Below are 20,594 nucleotides of genomic sequence, written 5' to 3'. Positions count from 1 at the left end.
TGATTGATATAATAAGCAATAGTTTACTTCCAATCTATGTAATCTGCAAAAGCTTTGTCGAACATTTCGGGCGCAGAAACCTTGCCATCCATTAAACAGACTACCTCTATAACAGCACTGGCGCATAAAGTGTTGTCAGGCACACGGATTATTTGTTGATGAAAGTAATATCTGACGCCTTTGCGTTCTATGTTGACAGAGCAAACGAAGCGTTCTGAACCTCGCAAAGAATTCCTGTAATTGATATTCGCATTACGTACAACCGGGATGATATTAGCCTCAGTAAGATCACGTAATCGCAAACCGCATTTTTCCATCAGTTCGTGGCGGGTAGCTTCGAAGTAATGAAGGTAGATAGCATTGTTGACTACGCCTTGCGAATCACATTCATAGTCGCGTACTTTCATGCTGTTTTCGTATGTAAGTGCCATGATTTTATAATTAGCTAATAAGCAAATGTCCGAGAGTTTTATCGAATAATTCAGGCTTTCCTACTTTTCCATTTACCATACAGGCTGTTTCTACTCTTGCTGTCGAACAAACTTTATTATCTTTCAGCCGGATAATTTTTTGGTTGAAGATATAGCGGATGCCATCTTTTTCGATGGAATCAACGGTGCAGACAAAGTCGTTGGCTCCGCGCAGGGAATGTTTGTATCGTATATAAACACTCACTACTACTGCATCTATACCTTGCTCATGTAATTCATAGAAATTCAATCCGTGTTGCTCCAGGAATTCGTGACGCACTACTTCATAATAATGCTGATAATTGGCATTGTTTACTATGCCCTGCGCATCACATTCGTAGTCGCGAACTTTCAATTTATATTCAAATATGGATTCTGCCATGTAATATGTTATTCAATTCATTTAAAGTGCAAATATACAATTTTCCGCCTTATCATCTTGTCAAAAGTCAGATGGACTTCTATTAATATAATAATGGGGAAAGGCTGTGTTTCTAAATAATTATAATAGTTTTGTACTTTATTTTATATAAAGCCAATAAATGAAAAATACCACAGCACGCATCAATGTTGTAGATGCACTGAGAGGATTTGCCATTCTGGGAATTCTGATGATGCATAGTTTAGAACAATTTAATCTTTTTGATTATCCGACGGTCGAAAACCGGTTATTATTATTTACCGATTCTGTTTTCAATAACTCCATACCTTTTCTCTTTGCAGGAAAAGCTTATGCAATATTCGCACTGCTTTTCGGATTGAGTTTTTTTATCCAGAATGATAATCAATTGCAGAAAGGGAAAGATTTCAGGGGTAGGTTTGCATGGCGGTTGGTACTTCTTTTTGGTTGGGGAGTAATTAATTCTATATTTTATACGGGGGATGTGCTCATTCTGTTTTCCATGCTTGGTTTTTTACTGATTATAACCACAAAGCTAGCAGATAGAACAGTGTTTATTCTAGCTGTTTTCTTTTTCTTAATGCCACTCCAATGGGGCAAAGTTATTTTTTACCTGTTCAATGCCGAGCTGCCTCTCGAAGCGCAGCCACATGTTCCTTTCTATCTGCAAACCCTGACAGTAATGAAGAGCGGTAATTTTATGGATATGGTTACAGGCGTTGTCAACAGCCAATTGTATAGCTTCCTGTGGTGGACATGTCAAGGCCGCATATTTCAGGTAGCCGCACTTTTTCTGCTGGGTATGCTGATTGGCAGGAAAGGACTTTTTATCAATACGGATAATAATATCCGGTTCTGGGGAAAAATGCTTATGGTAAGTATAATTTGTTATTTTCCGCTGGCAGGACTTCTGCCGATAATGGAGACGTTTGTGGAAAATGAGAATGTAAAACAACAGTTAAATATTATTCTCGGGTGTTATTCGTCTTTTGCTTTTTTATGTATACTTGCCTCCTTATTTGTACTTTTCTATTATAAGAGCAGTTTCCACAAATGGTTATCAAAATTGGAACCATATGGAAAAATGAGTCTGACGATGTATATTTCACAGTCTGTAATAGGAGGATTTATATTCTATAACTGGGGATTGGGCTTGGCTAAGGAATTATCGGTTACCTTCTCTATATTGGTTGGCATGGGAATCTTTGCCATTCAATATACTTTTGCTTACTTCTGGCTGAAAAAACACAGGCATGGCCCATTGGAATATATTTGGAAAAAGGCGACGTGGATTGGGGCGAAGAAGTAATTCTGATATATCTGAAATAAAAATGAGGTGTAAGTTTTTAATTTGCACCTCATTTTTTATTTAAGCTATATTCTTTCCCTTCTTATATGCAATTATCCGGTTATATAAGATATATATAACTCCAAAGAAAACGGCATTCATCGGTATCCAGAATCGTGTGGAAACCGGACTGGCAAACGTGGTAGCAGCATAATATATTATTCCCACTGCTGCGATTATCCAGAATATCTTCCGCTCGTTCTCTGCCCATACCAACTGTTTCCTCCATACTATGGATAGTACAGCTGCTACGGCAATAATGAGCCATGTAATAAGGTAAGACATTGTTATCGGTTTATCTAAAAAATCGCTGTAAATAGTGCATTTGGCATCCATATTAGTACCCTCGGGAATTTTGTACCATTCCAATACATTTTTCATATTTATCGGATAATACTTCCCGATGATTTCGTGGTGGTCGGGATAGAATACTTCCTTGCTGTTCGGCAGATAATAGTATCGAGCAAACTGCAAAGGATAGTGGCTGATAATATAAGTGCCATATTCTTTGTAATTACGGCTTCCCAGCCATATCCACGAAGGAGAATATCCTTGTCCGGTCTGCTGGATATATGAGAACATGAACTGCTTCAGCGGCAGGTCGTTTATCCACATAAATGCGGCAACGGCTTCCGACCCGTCTTTCGTCCGTTCTTTTATTACATCGGTTTGCGTGAGCATATACTGATGCAATATTCTCATTTCGGGGTCTTTTATCTTTTCAGGCTTCAGGTCTATGTAAGGCACTACATGCATTGCATTGTTAGCCAGCTGCCATCCGTCGAATCCGGTCGAAAACTGGTTGAATCCCGTAGTTTTACGCATATCATTTTTTACCTGATTGTAAAAAATGAGTGTTACGGCGAGTGTCATAGCTATTCCTATCCAGCGCATCTTTCCTTTTACCATAAAGAAAAAACATACAAACAGCACAGGGAACATAATGGCCGAATAGCGGATATGCAGAGCGAAGAATAATGACAGTACGAACAGGCTAAGCGCGACCCATCCTTGTGTCTTGATAAAGTACATGAACGATGCCAGCATGAAATAGATCATTACGGCAAACAGCAGATCGCTCATCAGTGCATTCGACATATAGAGTGCTACAGGGCTGAAAACAAACAAAAACAACAAAATGCGCCAGAATATGGAGCTGACAGGAGGAATTACATATTTCAATACAAAAGAAAAAGCTGCAACGGAAAAGAAATACAATATAGTTTGTACAATAAATACCGCATGAATACTGCCGGATATGGCATGCACTATCTGTAGGAAATATGAATATCCGAACGGACGGTAGAATGTAAACATATCTTCAGCGGCCGCATGCACATAAGTACCCGAATCGGAGATTGTAGCAGGGTAAGGATAACATATTTTCAGTACGATATATCCGATTATACAACTAAGGATTAGTATAACCCAGTCTATTCGTTGCTCTTTCGCTTTCAGGAATGAGAAGAAAGAGGTCGATGTATCGTTGTTTTTAGTCATTGGTGCAAGGATATGATTTACAATTATAAGGATAAAAGGCACAGGCTGTAAACCCATGCCTTTTTATTATCTTAGCTTATACTCTCATTGCAAGGTGGGGGATTTAGGGGGCTCATTCACTTTTCACTTTCTTCACCCACTCCCTTGCATTTACAAATGCCTCCATCCAAGGGGTAAAGTCATCTTTCCGATGTTCGAAAGGATGGTGTCCACATTGCCAAGGGAACAGAGAACGCTCAAGGTGAGGCATCATTACCAGATGGCGTCCGTCTTTCGAAACAACACCTGTTATATTATAATCGGAACCGTTTGGATTTCCCGGATATTCACTGTAGATATATTTGGCTACTACGTTATATTCGGATTCGGCCTTCGGCATCGCAAAACGTCCTTCACCATGTACTGACCATATACCAAGTGTGCTGCCTGATAGTGAACCTAACATGACAGAGTTGTTTTGCGGAATTTCTACGCTCACATAAGTCGATTCGAATTTATGGGATGTATTGTGTTCCATTTTCGGGTGTTTGTCATGTTCCGGATAAATGAGGTCGAGTTCCATCATTAGCTGGCAACCGTTACATACTCCGAGGCTCAGTGTATCTTTGCGTTCGTAATATTTACGAAGGGTCTCTTTTGCTCTATCGTTGTAGATGAAGCTACCGGCCCATCCTTTTGCCGAACCAAGTACATCCGAGTTGGAAAATCCTCCGCAAAATACTATCAGATTGATGTCTTCCAGCGTTTCACGTCCCGAAGCAAGGTCAGTCATATGCACATCCCTTACGTCAAAGCCGGCAAGATGCAGGGAATAAGCCATTTCACGTTCGCTGTTTGTACCTTTCTCACGTATAACGGCGGCTTTCAGCCCTGTTGGGGCAGTCCTGTTAGGGTCGATACCGTATTGAGCGAATTTACCTGTAAACGAAGGGTTGAACTTGAATTGAAGTGGTTGTTTCTTATAGTTTTCGAAACGTTGCAACGCCAGTTTTTCGGTACTTTGTTTCCTGTCGAGTAGATATGATGGTTCGTACCAGGTATCACGCAGTTCGTCTATATTGAATTCCTGACTGAAAGTATCTTTTTGGATAACAAACTTACGCTCTTCTATCGGGCGGGCAACGATGGCGAAGCCGATACCGTAATCGTCCAGTATTTTTTCTACCAGATGGTGATGCTTCACCTGAATGAGGATGCCCGGATTTTCAGAGAATAATACTTTAATCAGGTCTGCATGGTGCAGTTTGTCAAGGCGGGCTTCGAGTCCTCCCTGCGGATTGGCAAAACACATTTCCAGCATGGCTGTAACAAGTCCTCCGGCAGATATATCGTGTCCGGCAAGTACCAGACCTCTGTCTATCAGTTCCTGCACTGCATTGAATGCATTCTTGAAATATTCAGGGTCTTTCACGGTCGGCACTTCTTCACCCAGTTTGCTCATTGTCTGAGCAAAAGCGGAACCTCCAAGTTTGAAGGTGTCGAAAGAAAAATCGATGTAATAAAGGTAAGTACCTTTGATATATGCCAATACCGGAGATACAATCTTGCGGATATTTTTCACTTCACCCGCAGCTGATATAATTACCGTACCCGGTGAATATACTTTGTCATCTCCATATTTCTGTGTCATCGACAGAGAGTCTTTACCTGTAGGAATGTTTATTCCCAGTTCGCAGGCAAATTCCGAACATGCCTCTACGGCTTTGTATAATCTTGCGTCTTCTCCCGGATTCTTACAAGGCCACATCCAGTTTGCACTTAATGAAATACCTTTCAGTCCATCCTCGATAGGCGCGAAGATAATGTTTGTCAACGATTCGGCTATTGCCAGCACGGAACCTGCAGCCGGGTCTACCATAGCAGCCTGTGGTGCATGGCCGATAGATGTCGCAATACCAGCCTTTCCTTTATAATCGAGGGCTACGGCGCCAAGGTCACTCAATGGCAACTGAATTTCCCCCTGTGTCTGTTGGCGTGCAACCTTGCCTGTAACCGAGCGGTCAACTTTATTTGTCAGCCAGTCTTTGCAGGCAACGGCTTCCAGTTGGAGCACGTTCTTTATATATTCTTCCAGTTTGGATAGATCATATTCAGGATTTGCATAAACTTCGTCGATTGTCTCGTCGCGCATGATTGTCTTAGGCGCTTTTCCGAAGAAGTCTTCCAGTTTGAGGTCGATAGGACGTTTGCCGTCAGCCTGTTCGAAAACAAACTTCATGTCGTTTGTAGTTTCACCTACGACATACATCGGAGAACGTTCGCGTTCCGCAATACGTTTAATCCTGTCGGCAGCGTCGGCAGGGATAAGTAAGCCCATACGCTCCTGACTCTCATTTCCTACAATTTCTTTTGACGAAAGGGTAGGGTCGCCGATAGGAAGTTTGGATATGTCTATTTTTCCTCCGGTAGCTTCTACAAGCTCCGAAAGACAGTTCAGATGTCCTCCTGCGCCGTGGTCGTGAATAGAGACAACCGGATTATTATCCGATTCTGCCAATGCACGTATCACATTTGCGGTACGTTTCTGCATTTCGGGATTGGCGCGTTGTACAGCGTTCAGTTCTATACCGCTTGAGTATTGTCCTGTGTCAACTGACGATACAGCGCCTCCGCCCATACCAATACGGTAATTGTCTCCTCCGAGGATGACCACTTTTTCGCCGGGTTTCGGTTCGCCTTTCAGCGCGTCGCGCTTGTTCGCAAAGCCGACACCTCCGGCAAGCATGATTACTTTATCGTATGCAAATTTCTTCTGGTTTTCCTGATGCTCGAATGTAAGCAAGGAGCCGCAGATAAGCGGTTGTCCGAATTTGTTTCCGAAATCGGATGCCCCGTTCGATGCTTTTATAAGTATTTCTTCCGGTGTCTGGTATAGCCAAGGGCGTTCCGGCATAGTTTCTTCCCAAGTTTTTCCTGCTTTTGTACGGGGGTAGGATGTCATATATACGGCGGTTCCCGCGATTGGCAGGGATGCCTTTCCTCCGCCCAGACGGTCACGGATCTCACCTCCCGAACCAGTAGCAGCACCATTGAACGGCTCTACGGTAGTAGGGAAGTTATGGGTTTCGGCTTTCAGTGAGATCACGGATTTGATTGTTTTTTTCTGATAAAAACTTGGCTCTTCTCCTTTTTCCGGTGCAAATTGTTCTATTTCAGGTCCCTGGCTGAAAGCTACATTATCTTTGTATGCGGATACCAGCTTGTTGGGGTTTACCTGCGATGTTTTCTTTATTAATTTGAAAAGCGAACTTTCTTTCTCTTCTCCGTCGATGATAAATGTACCGTTGAAAATCTTGTGGCGGCAATGTTCCGAATTTACCTGTGAGAATCCGAATACTTCGCTGTCGGTCAGTTTCCTGTTCAGTCTTTTGCTTACTTCGTTCAGATATTCTATTTCATCTTCGCTAAGGGCAAGGCCTTCCTGCTTATTGTATGCTTCTATATCATCTATTTCGATGATCGGTTCAGGTTGCTTGTAAATATTGAATACTTCCTGATTAAGCCCGTCATAGATGCGTTGAAGCATCGGGTCGTGTTTTGCATCGTTTGTATCTACCGGAAAAAATTCCTCGATACGGATGATTCCGTCGATACCCATATTCTGCGTGATTTCCACTGCATTTGTACTCCATGGTGTAATCATTTCGCGGCGGGGACCAACAAAAAAGCCCGGAACATTTTCTGCTTCGAGCAAGATCGCACCACTGAATGCCCATGTGAGGCGTTGGATAAAATCGGCGTTAAGACTTGAGTTTGTTTGAACAGCAATGATGTTCTTGGAAGGGGTTTGAAAGAAGGAAACCATATTTTTATTTCAAGTTAATAAATTGACTTTTTAATAGGCATACAAAGGTAGTGAAAAGAATTATAAAATAATAAAAATATGGATGGTGAACGGTCATTAATTTTAAATTTCCGAACAGATTTATTTTAGTACATGACAAAGAAAACTATATTGCTTTTGGAGCCTGTTTAAACTTTATATATATAAAATTCAAACAGGCTCTTGGATTTTGATGCTATTTTTTATTTCTCCCAGTTTATTTGCTGATATAATTTTCTGAGGTTATACAGATTCTTTATCCGATTATTCCTGTTTTTTCGGGCTATGAGATAAGCCACAGGCACCCCGACAAAAGTTCCCACGAGCAGGGCTGTAAAGAATTCGGGAGACAGAAGGAATTCCATATAAGGCTTGTTTGCTATATATACATTGACAGAAATGAGCGTAAGTATGAAAACGACCGGAGGAACAAACTGATTCGATAATGAATATGACGATTTCTCCAAAACGTCTATTCTATATTTGAGCCATGCTTTCAACGGTTGATCGGGGGCGTATCTGTTCATTTTAGAGAACGATATAATCTTAAATATATATGTCGCAATCATTGAGACTGCAAGGATCGTATTGCCTATTACAAAAAGAGGATCATGTAAACGGCTTACGGCCGATAATACCAAATACAGCAAAAATGCCACCGCTATAAATGGCAGGGTATCGAGAGGGTAGAATTTGCGTATCGAAGTTCTGGCCTTGGCCAATAATATTTCGTTTAGTTCATCTTTTGTATAATTGCTTACTTTGTTGTCTATTTCTGATTTCCAGAAATCTTTTAATGTACTATCTTCCATGACTTAATCTATTTAATTGGATTTTCAATTCATTCTTTGCCCTGTTTATCCGTGTCCCTACATTCGACTTCGATATGCCGAGTATTTCGGCAATCTCTTCATAACTGCGTTCTTCGAGATAGAGCAGCATCAGCGATTTGTCGAGGTCGTTGAGCCGGTGAATAGCTTCGAGTAATATTTCCATATCCTCTTTTTTATCCATTCCCTTGTGAGGGTCGAGCCCCTGTTGCGAATCCGGAAAAGACTCCTGTGCGATAAAGCGGCTGTCGGTACGTATCTTTGAGATAGAGGTGTTGATGGCTATATTGTACATCCACGAACCTATCTTTCTTTTGTCTTCCAACTTGGGAAAAGATCGCCATAGCTGATAAACGACCTCTTGGAAGTTATCCTGCCTGTCGGTCTCTGTACGGAAATACACAAGACAAATTTTGTGTATGATTCCCTGATAGTTGGAAAGAATTTCAAGGAAATCTTTTTTGAGTGATTCCATTACTTAAAATATTCGATGTTACTATATAGTCGGACTCGACAGGGATTTATTACAAAAAATACAATATTTGTGTTGAATATTATTATCGATTTCTTTTTTATCCGTCCAGGGTTCACAAAAAAAAACTGAATTCTAAATCTCTGCCAAATTAAAAAGGGTTTTATTTAGCGGAGATTTAGAATTCAGACTCAGTGAAAAATAAGAAGCTGTTTGAATTATACCGGAATAAATAAAAACAAACTTTTAACAACCTTTACCAGCCTCTGTTTGGCTGCTTTAAGCATCTTTTTAACCTTTTTCTCTTGGTTTAGCCCGCTAAATCTGCGATAAAAAGGCTAAAAATCTATCTTAAATCAGCTCAAAACAGGCAGGCAATATAACTCAAACAGCTTCTAAGAATTGAAAATCCTATTTCAGAGGTTTCTTTTTAGATTGATTTTTCGCTTTCGGTTTCGGACCTCCTTTTGGTTTGTTCGCAGCTACTTTTTGTTTGCCTACGCGTAGTCCGCTGGCAGGTTTACCTTTTCGTTTCGGTTTTGCCTTGTGTTCATTTTCGTCAGAGGATGGTGCAGCGGTATTTGAAGATTTACTATTTGTGCTGCCCGGCTTGTCTGTCTTGTCCTTCTTTCCGTACTTTGCAGCAATACTGGCTTTTCTATAGTCCGTTTTTATATCAAACTCTTCAAGGGCTTTGTTAAAAGCTTTATTGCTCGGCGCCTTAGACATCTGAGTTTTTTCTGAGTTTTCCAGCATATCGAAAAGTCCTTCCAGTTCAGTCGGTGTCAGGTTGCGCCAGTTACCCTGTCCCAGATCGCCGAGTTTGATATTCATTATCTGTATGCGTTCCAGCTTGAGTACTTCATAATCGAAATATTCGCACATACGTCTGATCTGCCTGTTTAGCCCCTGTATAAGCGATATGCGGAACATGTAGGGGTTTATCTCTACTATTTCGCATCGGCGGGTAACGCGGTCCAGTATGGGAACACCCTGTGCCATGCGTGTAAGGAAGTCTTTGGTAATAGGACGGTTCACTTTTACAAGGTAATCTTTTTTGTGATTGTTCCCTGCACGCAATATTTTATTTACAATATCGCCATCATTGGTTAACAGAATTAACCCCTGAGAATCTTTATCAAGTCGTCCGATAGGAAATATCCGTTGTTCGTGCCGGATGAAATTGATAATGTTATCTCTTTCCTGCGGATCGGTAGTGCTGACAATACCTACCGGTTTATTGAAAGCGATGTATACCGGCTCGATTTTATTTACGATAAGTTCTCCGTTTACTTTTACTTTTTGTCCCGGAAGAACACGCATTCCTACTTGGGCGCGTTTGCCATTGATAGTCACACGGCCTTCTTCGATGAAGCGGTCGGCCTCGCGCCGGGAGCAGAATCCGGAGTTGCTGATATATTTATTTAATCTATATTCCATTTTTAGTATAAGTGATGTCGGAGATGATTTTGTGCAAAGATAATTAATTTGTTTCGTTTATTTCTTTTGTTGGAATATTCATTGATAAAGAGAATTAGTGTTGGAAAACTTTATCTATATCGGTGGCTGATAGTTATTAACTATTAGAGAATAGTTCTTTGAAGTATTGATTAGCCCGCTTAATCCTCCAAGGGGGACTTACAATGAGGGTAAAAAGCAATAAATAGAACAAGTGTAACCTTTTAAGCCCTCCAACCTCTCCGAGTGGGAGGCTATAGGGAGAGTGAAAAACTAATTATTAATTGTTTTCTGTGTAACCTTTGTTACCTTTTGGGGAAACTGTAGGGGCGAAATATTTTTCGACGGCAATGATCAGCGGGTGAAAGGTGTTTCACTTCTACAAAAGACATAAAAACTGTAACCTTTGTTACCTTTTTTTTATTGTTTTAATGAAAGTGATTGGTAATTAGCTTGTTATATTGAAAGCTGTGAGGAGAGATGTTTTCTAATCTGATAATGTCTAAGATTTTTTAATTGGATTTGCACATTAATGCTTATGCGTACGTATTTACTAAAAATATATTATCTTTGTGCCAGAAAATCAAACCTGTTAAGTTTATATATTATCACAAGTATTTATAAAACGCAAAAATAAAATTTATCATTAATGAAAATAGCAATAGTTGGTACGGGGTATGTGGGTCTTGTTACGGGGACTTGTTTTGCAGAGATGGGTACAGAAGTTTATTGTGTCGATATTGACCAAAAGAAGATTGAAAATCTGAAGAATGGTGTCATACCGATCTTTGAACCAGGACTGGATGAAATGGTGGAACGTAATCATAAAGCAGGACGTTTACATTTTACTACCGACCTGAGTGCAGTCCTTAACGATGTTAATATTGTGTTTTCAGCTGTGGGTACACCTCCGGATGAAGATGGTAGTGCAGACCTCAAGTATGTGCTTGAAGTTGCCCGTACAGTAGGACAAAACCTAAATAAATACATGGTGATTGTCACCAAAAGTACTGTGCCTGTAGGAACAGCCAAATTGGTAAAAAAGACTATACAGGAAGAACTGGACAAAAGAGGTTTATCTGACTTGAAGTTCGATGTGGCTTCCAATCCTGAATTTCTGAAAGAAGGAGCTGCTATTACAGACTTTATGCAGCCCGACCGTGTAGTTGTGGGTGTAGAATCGGGAGAAGCTCAAAAACTGATGGAAAAACTATATAAACCATTTACACTGAATAACTACCGTATTATCTATACAGATATTCCATCTGCCGAGATGATTAAATATGCAGCGAATGCTATGCTTGCTACACGTATCAGCTTTATGAACGATATAGCAAATCTGTGTGAAATTGTAGGAGCAGATGTAAATATGGTGCGTAAAGGGATCGGTTCGGATGCCCGTATTGGTTCTAAATTTCTGTATTCCGGTTGCGGATACGGGGGCAGTTGCTTTCCTAAGGATGTGAAAGCGATTATAAAAACAGCAAACAAACTCGGGTATAAAATGGAGATACTTGAGGCAGTGGAAAATGTAAATGAACGCCAGAAAAACATCCTTTTTGATAAGCTAATGAAATATTACAATGGCGATATCAAAGGAAAAACCATTGCTGTATGGGGATTGGCTTTCAAACCGAAGACCGATGATATGCGTGAGGCTCCTGCTCTGGTGCTAATAGAAAAAGTGATAAAAGCCGGAGCGAAAGTACGTGTTTATGACCCGGTAGCAATGGAAGAAGCAAGAAAGCACCATTTGGGAGATACAGTAGTGTATGCGAAAGATATTTACGATGCGACCCTCGATGCTGATGCTATACTGATGGTGACAGAATGGAATGAATTCCGTCTGCCAACATGGGAAGTGATTAAGAAAACAATGAATAAACCTGTCGTTTTTGACGGGCGTAATATCTATAATAAACAAGAGATGAATGATGCAGGTTTCGATTATTTCGGAATAGGTATCTAATTTTAATTGGCAGATTAGCAGATTTGAAAATTAGCAAATGAGCCCTAAAACTCTGTTATTTAATTTGCTAATCTGCTAATTTTCGAATTTGCTAATTGATAATAAAATGATTGCAGTAGAAGGAATTACCAAAAGCTTTGGTTCTCTCAAAGTATTGAAAGGAATAGACCTCCGTGTAGAAAAAGGGGAGATAATATCTATAGTGGGTGCCAGTGGTGCGGGTAAAACCACTCTTCTGCAAATTATGGGGACGCTGGATAAGGCTGATAGCGGAACTGTTTATATTAATAATGAGAATCTGAGCAGACTGAATGATTCTCGCCTTTCGGATTTCCGTAACAAAAATATCGGATTTGTATTTCAATTCCATCAGCTATTGCCGGAATTTACAGCATTGGAAAATGTAATGATCCCGGCTCTTATAGGAAGAGTGAAGGAATCGCAGTCCAAAGCCAAAGCGAAAGAACTTCTGGATATGCTTGGATTATCGCTCCGTATGGAACATAAGCCTAATGAGTTGTCGGGAGGGGAAAAGCAGCGGGTGGCCGTTGCGCGTGCGCTGATAAATAATCCGGCTGTGATACTTGCGGATGAGCCTTCAGGCAGTCTTGATTCTGAAAATAAAGACGAGTTGCACCAACTGTTTTTCAAACTACGTGATACGCTTGGTCAGACTTTTGTTATTGTAACGCATGACGAGCATCTGGCCTCTATAACTGACCGCACCATCCATATGAAGGATGGTATGATATTGGAAAACCAGCCTGAATTTTTATAAATGAGTATATCTGCTGATAAGCGTCTTTATCAGATCGCCCTTACCCGGATATTAGGGGTGGGCGATATTACCGCGCGTAATCTGCTGCAGGTGACAGGTAATGAAGAAGCAATATTCAGGTCGGGCAGGAAATCGCTATTAAGTATTCAGGGACTTTCGCCCAAACTTGTTGGAGAGATATTAAATCCGGAAGTATTGAATAGGGCAGAGAAAGAACTTGAGTTTGTAGAAAAGAATGGTATTTCTACCTACTTTATCAGTGATAAAGATTATCCCCACCGTCTGAAAGATTGTGCCGATGCTCCGGTACTCTTTTATTTCAGAGGGAAAGCTGATTTTAATGCGGACAAGATAATAAGTATTGTCGGTACCCGCAATTCAACGAATTATGGCAACAGCTTTTGTGATGCATTTTTAGAAAAGATATCCGCAGTGTTACCCGATACACTTATTGTTAGCGGGCTTGCTTATGGAATAGATATACATGCCCACAGAGCTGCTCTCAAATATAACCTGTCCACGGTGGGAGTGCTGGCCCATGGCTTGGATATGATTTATCCGGCTGTACATAGGCAAACTGCGATAGAGATGTTAGAAAAAGGAGGGTTACTTTCCGATTTTCCGAGCAAGACCGATCCTGACCGCTATAACTTTGTTCGCCGGAACCGTATTGTGGCAGGCATGGCAGATGCTGTTGTGGTTGTGGAATCGGACGAAAAAGGAGGCTCACTGATAACTGCTGAGATTGCAGGCTCGTACTGTAAAGATATATTCGCTGTACCCGGCCGGATGTCGGACAGGTATTCGCGCGGATGCAATAAACTGATAGCCTCTCATAAAGCGGATTTGTTCCAGTCGACAGAATATTTCCTTCAGCAAATGGGTTGGGACGATGCGTCGCAGAAAAAGAAGAAAATGCCGCGTCAGCAAAACCTGTTTGTCGTTCTTACAGACGAAGAGAAGATCATTACAGATAAGCTGGGCACAATAGATTCGCTACATATAGATCAGCTGGCCAGAGAGCTGAATATCCCGGCATATCAATTGTTTACCACTCTTCTGGAGTTGGAAATGAAAGGGCTGATAAAGAACCTTCCGGGCAATATGTATGCTCTTGCCTAAATAAAAAAGGGCGGATATTATCGCCCCATTTTGTTATTGATTGTTCTTTAGCCATTGCAAACGCCGTTGATCCGGCAAATGAGTAACCTTGAAATTTTCGAATTTAGCATCGAAGCCCTTTCCATCCGGGCATGCCGCCATTAGCCCCACCATAACGGGGATATTATCCTGTAGATGGGCATTGCGCATCATTGTATAAGTTTTGTCATCGAAGGAATAGAATACTTCCACGGCATCGAGTCTTCTTACGGCTTTGATCCAGACAAATGAAGGCGTATTATCCAATGCTATAACGCTCCAGTCGCTTGTTTTGTGAGTAACAACCGTACTCAGGTTAAACTTCCCATCAACAAATTCCACACCTGCTTTTATGTAATTTTCATGGTCTATACGAAGCATTAGCCCCATCTGGTCGAAGCGGGCTTTATAGTCGCCTGTGATTTTTACTTTCACCTCGAATTCACCGCCATAGGTTGCATAGTAAAAAGGTGCGTCATCTACTGTGAAGCCATAATGCGAGATACGCCAGTAATCGCTTTGCGGAGTAACAAACATACTTAATGTATTATTTTTTATTTCCCATTTTTCGGGTTCGTTGAACCATTGCATCTTTTCGAGGCTTTGAGCCATTGCTGACTGAACTGAGGCAATTGCCAGAAGGCAAATGATAACTTTTTTCATCTTATTATTTTATTTTAATTTATGTTTATAGCCGATGTTTTGGGATATTTCCAACCCTGCATTACGAGTCTGCAAACCTACACTTCTGACTTTGTCTTCGGATAGCCGCCCTGCCGGGCCTGATGTCCATATGCAGGCGATTGCATTGCCCCGTTCGTCGAAGATGGGTGCGGCAATACAATGTACTCCTTTTACTGTTTCGTTCAGGTCAAGGGCATATCCGTCTGTAACAATTCTGTCGAGTTCCTTCTTTAATAGGCCTTTCTCCGTGATGGTATACTCGTTATGTGCTTCGAAATGGATTTCTGAAAGTTTCTCTCTTTGGTCTTTCTCAGGCATAAAAGCTAACAGGACTTTACCCGGAGCAGTCGAATGTAGATTAAACCGCATTCCCTGTTGTAGGGTAAATACGAAATCGAGGTTACCTTGTACTTGTTTAATCAGAACGACTTCTGTATCTACAAGCGTCCCTATCATTACCGATTCGCCCACCTTGTCTCGCAACCGTTTCATATATTCTTCCGATTTTTCTATAATGTCGTAACTGCTGACAGCGGTCAGGCCAAGCAATAGCAATTTGTGAGACAGAAAATAACGAAGGCTGTCCGGTTCACGGCCTACATAACCCAGATCGAGAAGATTAGTCGCTATTTTGTATATTGATGATTTGGGATAATCGAGTATGCCTACTATCTCCTGCAGGGTCAATCCTTTAGGGTACTTCGATAGGGATTCCAGCAACTCCATCGCTTTGGTAATCATCGATATATTCGTTCTATCTCTATTTTCAACCATAAGTTCATATTTATGAATCATATTGCTCTTTATTTCTATATGTGTATATAGTCTCTGTTTGTGTATAAATGTAATATTTATTATTTTTATTACAAATGAAAAATCGGTTTTTGATTTGATATAAAACAAAAAGAGGCTTTTCAATTATTGAAAAGCCTCCCATATATTATTAAGATGCCGGCTAATTCTGTCCGCCACCTTGTCCGCCTTGAGTACCTTGATTACCTTGTCCGCCACCCATATTATCATCATTATTGATGCTTCGCTGAGCTTTCTTTATCTGGGCTTTCATCTCTCCGAAGCGGAACGAAACAGAAATACCGAATTGGCGCATCCTGCCCTTCATTATTGACTCTGTATGGAATGTATCTGTGATGGTTTTGGTTTTGAACTCATTGTCTTTCTTAAATGGATTTTGTGCATAGGCACGGAATTGCAATCTATCTTGCATAAATCCTTTCGAGAAGGAGATGCTATGAAAGAAGAAAGACGGGCCTTCACCTTGCAGGTTTATTTGACGGCTGAAAAATCCGGTGTTTAAATATGCTTTAAAATTTTGAGGAAATGAGTATTGCCCTCCGGCGAATATATTACCGGCAAAGCCGTTGTTGCTTGTTTTTTCATTGAGAATGGAGGTCCTGTTAGATTTTATATCCACATATCTTCCCGACATGTTACTGTATATACGGATCTTGTCATTAGGACTCCAGTTTACATAAGCCGACAAACCAAGATTTTTTCGTTCGCCTATATTTTCATAGGTTGTTGTAGAAACTCCATCTTCGCGTGTAGTAATATTTTCAATGCCATTGTCTTCGAAATCATAAGACAGATTTGCATTGAAATTTAACTTTTGGCTAAATGAACCGAAATTTAAACTGAAGTTATGATTCTTTACAGCATCCAGTCCCGGATTACCCTGCTGGATATAATTGGGGTTCGTTGTATTCACATAAGGATTCAGTTGATAAATTCCCGGACGCTGTATGCGCATATTATATCCGAAGCGGATATTCTGAGCCGGTTTTATTTGGTATGTAAGGGTTGCAGACGGAACCAGATTGGAGTAATCGACTTTGAAGTCCATATCGTCTTTTTGGGGGAACTTTGCGTCCAACCAAGTGGCTTCGTATCTTAGACCTGTTTTAACGCCCCATTTCTGGAATTTAGCGCTATATCCACCATAAGCAGCAAGGATATCCTGTTCGTGCCTGAATTCGTCATAGATTTGTGGTACATTTACCCATTGACCTGATCCATTAAGGATATCATAGCCGCTGTTGCTCTGATTGAGCCGGATGATGTATTTAGCACCTGCTTCAAGATTGTGTATCTTACCGAATGGTGTGACAAAGTCTACCTGGAAAGTATGTTCTTTCATATCGGCATCGGTATATTGGCGGTTAGTGACAGCTGTAGCTGGTTTTGTCCCGCTTAAGAGATTTATATCGCTGTTTGATTCCTGATCATTAGGACTGAGGCTGAACCTGTAAGATGCGGTCAGTAATTGATCTTTCTTGCTAAATGTACGTTGATAATCGACATTGACATCGGTGCCTCCATAGTTTTGCTTCGAATGACTGTCGTTGTTATATTTATATTGTGAATCACGATCTTTATTCAGCATTTCCACGACTTGCTCCGATTGGGATTTGCCGTTTCCATAATATCGGTTGAAGCCTACATTGATAAGATTGAGAGTGTCCAGTTCAAAGCTTATTTCACCGTTTCCGTACTGGCCGTTTCCATTATTTTTTGATGCTCCATCCTGATACAGATATTTGTTATTGGTGCTCGTGTAATCTTCAGTAAATGAGTTTGAACTTCCCCATGGACGTTTATACTCATAATAATTATATCCACCTGTAAATCCTAGTTTTCCATATTTCATTTGCAAATAAAGGCCGCCTCCGAATCCGCCCAGATCATCTACACGTCCGTTTAATGTAGCGGTATAGCCACCCATCGATGTATTTTTCTGGGTTATAATATTAATAATCCCTGCAACACCTTCCGCATCATACTTTGCTCCCGGGTCGGTAATGACCTCTATATCCTTTATAGAACTCGCCGGCATGCTGCGCAATACATCTTTCGGATTGCTTGTTATCATATTCGATGGTTTGCCGTTGAGGTATATTTTATAATTAGAGGAGCCTTTGAGCTGTATGTTTTCTTCTCCATCGACAGTTACCATGGGTACTTTTTTCAACATATCCAATACGTTGTTGGTTTTAGACTCGGGATCATCTTCCATACTGTACGTGATTTTGTCCAAATCTACTTTCACCAGCGGTTTCTGAGCCGATATGACCACTTCCGACAGAGCCTGGGCATCATCAGGCATAAGGATTGTGCCGAGATCGAGTGTTTTTGCATTTCCAATTTCAATTGTTTTTGTAACCGTTTTTTTTCCGATAAATTCGGCAGTGAAAAGGTACTCGCCTTTTTTGTTCATAGTCAGCTGAAACTTACCGTTGTCGTCACTTGCTACAGCTTTTAGCAATTGAGGAGTGGCTCCTTTGTCTGTTATTTTAATTGTGGCATAAGGCACTGTCTCATTTGTCAGAGAATCTACCAGCTGTCCTTTCACAAGAACATTTACGATATTGGCAGCCGGGGTACTGGTCTGTGCCGACATAGATGAAAAACCTGTAATAAACAGGACGATTAACAGGATACGGATTTTCATAAAGAAATTTTTATATGTTTTTTTAGTTCAATTTGGGATGGCTAAGATATAAATTGATTTTACTTATCGATCCACCTTCTACGAATTTGTCGTAATAATTATATTTTTATCACTAAGTGTCGATTTATTTTATTCTTTTTAACAAAATAATGCATTTGTTATATAAAAAAAGCGCCTGTAAACAAAGTTTGGCGCTTTAAGTATTATATAGTCACAATGCTATTGACAGACAGGCAACTCTTTGATATGGTATATTTTACCGTAGAGTTCAAGATAATGAACATTTACCGTATCAATCTTAAATGCCATATCATTCCGGCGGTCTCTGGATACATTTAAGTCGATATGCAGTATGTTGTCGTTGTATCTGCTTGTGCTCCATCCTGTAATTCCATATCCGGGAATCTTGCTTTGGATGGATATAACAGTATCCTTTACATTGAAGCATATACTGAAATCATCAGCTGTTTTTCTGAGAAACCAGCCCTGACGGTTTCCTGCAAACCATGCACCAAAGACGATTACCAAAATAATAAGAGTGAACAATATCGGAGATAATCTATCTTTCATATTCAATAGATATTAAGGTCACGGACCTATTTGTTACTTTGTTTAGAATAAATACAATAAGCAGTTAGATTGAAAATATATATCATCAGATACTATCTTCTGCTTATTCTTCATTTCTTTTCGATTTCTTCTCGTTCTTTTGTTCCACAAAGTAGGCTATAACAAGTCCTATGCCACCAAAAACAGCTGCACATGCAGGATAAAGTACCGAAATGGTATTCCTGAACTCGTGATATATTCTGCTGTCGGTGTCAACCGGCGCTACAGCAAGGAGGTCAACAACGGTAGCAGTCACTACTCCCAGTCCCACACCTACAAGTAGCAATCCGATGCGAATGGCCCATGATCCGACCATAATATCCCTGTATTTCTGTATTTGCAGAGGGTTGTTTAATATCTGCGGATCTATACCCGACGAAAGTTTCTCTATCATTGCCATACGTTCCCTGCGGCGTGCGAATAATTCGAATAAGCGGTAGACTCCATAAGTGATTATGCCTACAACGCATACAATTCCTATCATTTCCATAATTTTCTAATTTTAGAAGTTAAACATTCTTGTTTTGTTCGTTTGTCCATTTTGACGCAAGGGTTACAGAAAGGTTACAAAATAAATGAAAAAATATTTATTGCCGGATTTCAATATTAGGTCATATTTGTTATAAATAGATGGTGACTATGAGCTTTAAAATATTTTTCTGAAATTTTTTCATTTACATTTGTAACCTATTCAATCTTGTTGCGTCATACGGGTATGGCAGATTTTGATGACATTTATTATGTACGCCGGATCAAAGATGGTCATACTGATGCTTTCGTGCATATAGTACGCCGCTATCAGAGAATGGTATTTACCATTGTCAGCAAAATCGTTTCCCGCAAGGTAGAGGCCGAAGATATTACGCAGGAAGTATTTATCAAGGCGTTTCAGTTTCTGGATAAATTTCGCGAAGAGTCTGAATTTGCTACATGGCTATACCGCATCGCTTATAATACAACGATATCGGAATTGCGCAAACGGAAACATGAATTTACGGCCATAGAAGATAATTTTGCCAATGTGCCCGATGCGGAAATAGCTGATACAATTGACGAAATAAGTATTGAAGATAAATTGCAATATCTGGATGTAGTGCTCAAAAAGCTGCCTCCGGACGACGCTTTGCTGATTTCGATGTTTTATCTGAACAACCAGAGCATACAGCAGATAAGTGATATAACGAACAACAGTATCGCAAATGTGAAAGTAAAGTTGCACAGGATAAGAAAATTTATGAACTTTGAAATAAATAAACTCATACAATTATGAAAGCAGAAGAAAAAGACAAGCTCAGGAGTTTATTTCAGGAAGTGAAATTAGACGAGCCGTCGGCCGATTTCGAAAACCGGTTGATGAAGCATGTACATATAGCTGCTGCAAAGCAAACTAAACGGAGGAGTTTGAAATCTACTCTGGCTATTGCCGGAGGAATTATCGGGATGCTCGGTATTCCCGCTCTTATTTTCTGGCTATTCGGCGTGGTGTCTATACCGGAATTGAAGCCAGTGGAAATTGATCTGACATTTACCATGCCCGAGATGAAATTTGATCCGTTAATTATCTCCATAGCGTGTGTAGTACTCTTGCTTTTGATAGGCGATACATTGATCCGCCGCCGTATCTGGGAGAAAAAACACAAGGACTAA

General features: G+C 40.4%; 18 protein-coding genes. 6 read left to right on the top strand and 12 right to left on the bottom strand.

Going from position 1 to position 20,594, the window contains the following annotated elements:
- Positions 1-23: 23 nt before the first annotated feature.
- Both HMPREF9455_RS04540 and HMPREF9455_RS04535 read right to left on the bottom strand, forming a co-directional pair.
- Positions 24-431 carry an acyl-CoA thioesterase gene (locus tag HMPREF9455_RS04540; RefSeq protein WP_006798430.1) on the bottom strand — a complete coding sequence of 136 codons (408 nt, stop codon included), beginning with the start codon at positions 429-431 and terminating at the stop codon, positions 24-26.
- A 10-nt stretch (positions 432-441) separates the two neighbouring features.
- The gene (locus HMPREF9455_RS04535) at positions 442-852 is read right to left on the bottom strand and encodes an acyl-CoA thioesterase (protein WP_006798429.1); all 411 of its coding nucleotides are present in this window, start codon (positions 850-852) and stop codon (positions 442-444) included.
- Positions 853-1,012: 160 nt separating this feature from the next.
- Between HMPREF9455_RS04535 and HMPREF9455_RS04530 the strand changes: the two genes are divergently transcribed.
- Complete coding sequence (locus HMPREF9455_RS04530; RefSeq protein ID WP_006798428.1) at positions 1,013-2,179, top strand: DUF418 domain-containing protein; 1,167 nt, start codon at positions 1,013-1,015, stop codon at positions 2,177-2,179.
- A 60-nt stretch (positions 2,180-2,239) separates the two neighbouring features.
- Here the strand turns inward: HMPREF9455_RS04530 and HMPREF9455_RS04525 are convergent, their stop codons facing one another.
- The 5 genes from HMPREF9455_RS04525 to rluF all read right to left on the bottom strand — a co-directional run bounded on the left by HMPREF9455_RS04525 (position 2,240) and on the right by rluF (position 10,283).
- Entirely contained in the window at positions 2,240-3,775 is a 1,536-nt protein-coding gene (locus HMPREF9455_RS04525; RefSeq protein WP_006798427.1) for a hypothetical protein, read from the bottom strand.
- 55 nt (positions 3,776-3,830) lie between these two features.
- The gene (gene purL, locus HMPREF9455_RS04520; RefSeq protein ID WP_006798426.1) at positions 3,831-7,523 is read right to left on the bottom strand and encodes a phosphoribosylformylglycinamidine synthase; all 3,693 of its coding nucleotides are present in this window, start codon (positions 7,521-7,523) and stop codon (positions 3,831-3,833) included.
- A 221-nt stretch (positions 7,524-7,744) separates the two neighbouring features.
- Positions 7,745-8,353 (bottom strand): hypothetical protein, encoded by a 609-nt coding sequence (locus HMPREF9455_RS04515; RefSeq protein WP_006798425.1) that lies wholly within the window; start codon positions 8,351-8,353, stop codon positions 7,745-7,747.
- Positions 8,343-8,846, bottom strand: coding sequence for an RNA polymerase sigma factor (locus tag HMPREF9455_RS04510; protein WP_006798424.1), 504 nt, complete (start codon positions 8,844-8,846; stop codon positions 8,343-8,345). The genes HMPREF9455_RS04515 and HMPREF9455_RS04510 overlap by 11 nt, the downstream gene beginning before the upstream one ends.
- 408 nt (positions 8,847-9,254) lie before the next feature.
- Positions 9,255-10,283: a 23S rRNA pseudouridine(2604) synthase RluF gene (gene rluF / locus HMPREF9455_RS04505; RefSeq protein ID WP_006798423.1), complete on the bottom strand. Its 1,029-nt coding sequence runs from the start codon at positions 10,281-10,283 to the stop codon at positions 9,255-9,257.
- Between the two features lie 667 nt (positions 10,284-10,950).
- Between rluF and HMPREF9455_RS04500 the strand changes: the two genes are divergently transcribed.
- The 3 genes from HMPREF9455_RS04500 (at position 10,951) to dprA (ending at position 14,170) form a co-directional block, all read left to right on the top strand.
- Complete coding sequence (locus HMPREF9455_RS04500) at positions 10,951-12,270, top strand: UDP-glucose dehydrogenase family protein (protein WP_006798422.1); 1,320 nt, start codon at positions 10,951-10,953, stop codon at positions 12,268-12,270.
- A gap of 106 nt (positions 12,271-12,376) precedes the next feature.
- Positions 12,377-13,048, top strand: coding sequence for an ABC transporter ATP-binding protein (locus HMPREF9455_RS04495; protein WP_006798421.1), 672 nt, complete (start codon positions 12,377-12,379; stop codon positions 13,046-13,048).
- The gene (dprA, locus tag HMPREF9455_RS04490) at positions 13,049-14,170 is read left to right on the top strand and encodes a DNA-processing protein DprA (RefSeq protein WP_006798420.1); all 1,122 of its coding nucleotides are present in this window, start codon (positions 13,049-13,051) and stop codon (positions 14,168-14,170) included.
- A gap of 33 nt (positions 14,171-14,203) precedes the next feature.
- Here dprA and HMPREF9455_RS04485 read toward each other — a convergent pair whose 3' ends face one another.
- From HMPREF9455_RS04485 to HMPREF9455_RS04465, 5 genes are all read right to left on the bottom strand, one after another.
- Entirely contained in the window at positions 14,204-14,851 is a 648-nt protein-coding gene (locus tag HMPREF9455_RS04485; protein WP_006798419.1) for a DUF1349 domain-containing protein, read from the bottom strand.
- 9 nt (positions 14,852-14,860) lie between these two features.
- Positions 14,861-15,646, bottom strand: a complete 786-nt coding sequence (locus HMPREF9455_RS20955) for an IclR family transcriptional regulator (protein ID WP_169312436.1) — start codon at positions 15,644-15,646, stop codon at positions 14,861-14,863.
- 181 nt (positions 15,647-15,827) lie between these two features.
- Positions 15,828-18,338, bottom strand: coding sequence for a TonB-dependent receptor (locus HMPREF9455_RS04475; protein ID WP_006798417.1), 2,511 nt, complete (start codon positions 18,336-18,338; stop codon positions 15,828-15,830).
- A gap of 219 nt (positions 18,339-18,557) precedes the next feature.
- A complete protein-coding gene (locus tag HMPREF9455_RS04470) occupies positions 18,558-18,908 on the bottom strand; it encodes a hypothetical protein (RefSeq protein ID WP_006798416.1) in 351 nt (116 codons plus the stop codon).
- A gap of 103 nt (positions 18,909-19,011) precedes the next feature.
- Positions 19,012-19,437, bottom strand: a complete 426-nt coding sequence (locus HMPREF9455_RS04465; protein ID WP_006798415.1) for a DUF6249 domain-containing protein — start codon at positions 19,435-19,437, stop codon at positions 19,012-19,014.
- A 225-nt stretch (positions 19,438-19,662) separates the two neighbouring features.
- Here HMPREF9455_RS04465 and HMPREF9455_RS04460 point away from each other — a divergent pair, with 225 nt between their 5' ends.
- Positions 19,663-20,217 carry an RNA polymerase sigma factor gene (locus HMPREF9455_RS04460; RefSeq protein WP_044215462.1) on the top strand — a complete coding sequence of 185 codons (555 nt, stop codon included), beginning with the start codon at positions 19,663-19,665 and terminating at the stop codon, positions 20,215-20,217.
- A complete protein-coding gene (locus HMPREF9455_RS04455; RefSeq protein ID WP_006798413.1) occupies positions 20,214-20,594 on the top strand; it encodes a hypothetical protein in 381 nt (126 codons plus the stop codon). The genes HMPREF9455_RS04460 and HMPREF9455_RS04455 overlap by 4 nt, the downstream gene beginning before the upstream one ends.

Origin of the sequence: Dysgonomonas gadei ATCC BAA-286 (assembly GCF_000213555.1) — a bacterium.
GTDB lineage: Bacteria > Bacteroidota > Bacteroidia > Bacteroidales > Dysgonomonadaceae > Dysgonomonas > Dysgonomonas gadei.
The sequence above is the reverse complement of the archived record's forward strand: the minus strand, read 5'-3'. Positions and strand labels throughout refer to the sequence as shown.

What these genes read in the sequence shown, in the direction of transcription:
- HMPREF9455_RS04540 (WP_006798430.1), bottom strand. Translation starts at nt 431, where the DNA reads ATGGCACTTACATACGAAAACAGCATGAAAGTACGCGACTATGAATGT.
- HMPREF9455_RS04535 (WP_006798429.1), bottom strand. Translation starts at nt 852, where the DNA reads ATGGCAGAATCCATATTTGAATATAAATTGAAAGTTCGCGACTACGAA.
- HMPREF9455_RS04530 (WP_006798428.1), top strand. Translation starts at nt 1,013, where the DNA reads ATGAAAAATACCACAGCACGCATCAATGTTGTAGATGCACTGAGAGGA.
- HMPREF9455_RS04525 (WP_006798427.1), bottom strand. Translation starts at nt 3,775, where the DNA reads ATGGGTTTACAGCCTGTGCCTTTTATCCTTATAATTGTAAATCATATC.
- purL (WP_006798426.1), bottom strand. Translation starts at nt 7,523, where the DNA reads ATGGTTTCCTTCTTTCAAACCCCTTCCAAGAACATCATTGCTGTTCAA.
- HMPREF9455_RS04515 (WP_006798425.1), bottom strand. Translation starts at nt 8,353, where the DNA reads ATGGAAGATAGTACATTAAAAGATTTCTGGAAATCAGAAATAGACAAC.
- HMPREF9455_RS04510 (WP_006798424.1), bottom strand. Translation starts at nt 8,846, where the DNA reads ATGGAATCACTCAAAAAAGATTTCCTTGAAATTCTTTCCAACTATCAG.
- rluF (WP_006798423.1), bottom strand. Translation starts at nt 10,283, where the DNA reads ATGGAATATAGATTAAATAAATATATCAGCAACTCCGGATTCTGCTCC.
- HMPREF9455_RS04500 (WP_006798422.1), top strand. Translation starts at nt 10,951, where the DNA reads ATGAAAATAGCAATAGTTGGTACGGGGTATGTGGGTCTTGTTACGGGG.
- HMPREF9455_RS04495 (WP_006798421.1), top strand. Translation starts at nt 12,377, where the DNA reads ATGATTGCAGTAGAAGGAATTACCAAAAGCTTTGGTTCTCTCAAAGTA.
- dprA (WP_006798420.1), top strand. Translation starts at nt 13,049, where the DNA reads ATGAGTATATCTGCTGATAAGCGTCTTTATCAGATCGCCCTTACCCGG.
- HMPREF9455_RS04485 (WP_006798419.1), bottom strand. Translation starts at nt 14,851, where the DNA reads ATGAAAAAAGTTATCATTTGCCTTCTGGCAATTGCCTCAGTTCAGTCA.
- HMPREF9455_RS20955 (WP_169312436.1), bottom strand. Translation starts at nt 15,646, where the DNA reads ATGGTTGAAAATAGAGATAGAACGAATATATCGATGATTACCAAAGCG.
- HMPREF9455_RS04475 (WP_006798417.1), bottom strand. Translation starts at nt 18,338, where the DNA reads ATGAAAATCCGTATCCTGTTAATCGTCCTGTTTATTACAGGTTTTTCA.
- HMPREF9455_RS04470 (WP_006798416.1), bottom strand. Translation starts at nt 18,908, where the DNA reads ATGAAAGATAGATTATCTCCGATATTGTTCACTCTTATTATTTTGGTA.
- HMPREF9455_RS04465 (WP_006798415.1), bottom strand. Translation starts at nt 19,437, where the DNA reads ATGGAAATGATAGGAATTGTATGCGTTGTAGGCATAATCACTTATGGA.
- HMPREF9455_RS04460 (WP_044215462.1), top strand. Translation starts at nt 19,663, where the DNA reads ATGGCAGATTTTGATGACATTTATTATGTACGCCGGATCAAAGATGGT.
- HMPREF9455_RS04455 (WP_006798413.1), top strand. Translation starts at nt 20,214, where the DNA reads ATGAAAGCAGAAGAAAAAGACAAGCTCAGGAGTTTATTTCAGGAAGTG.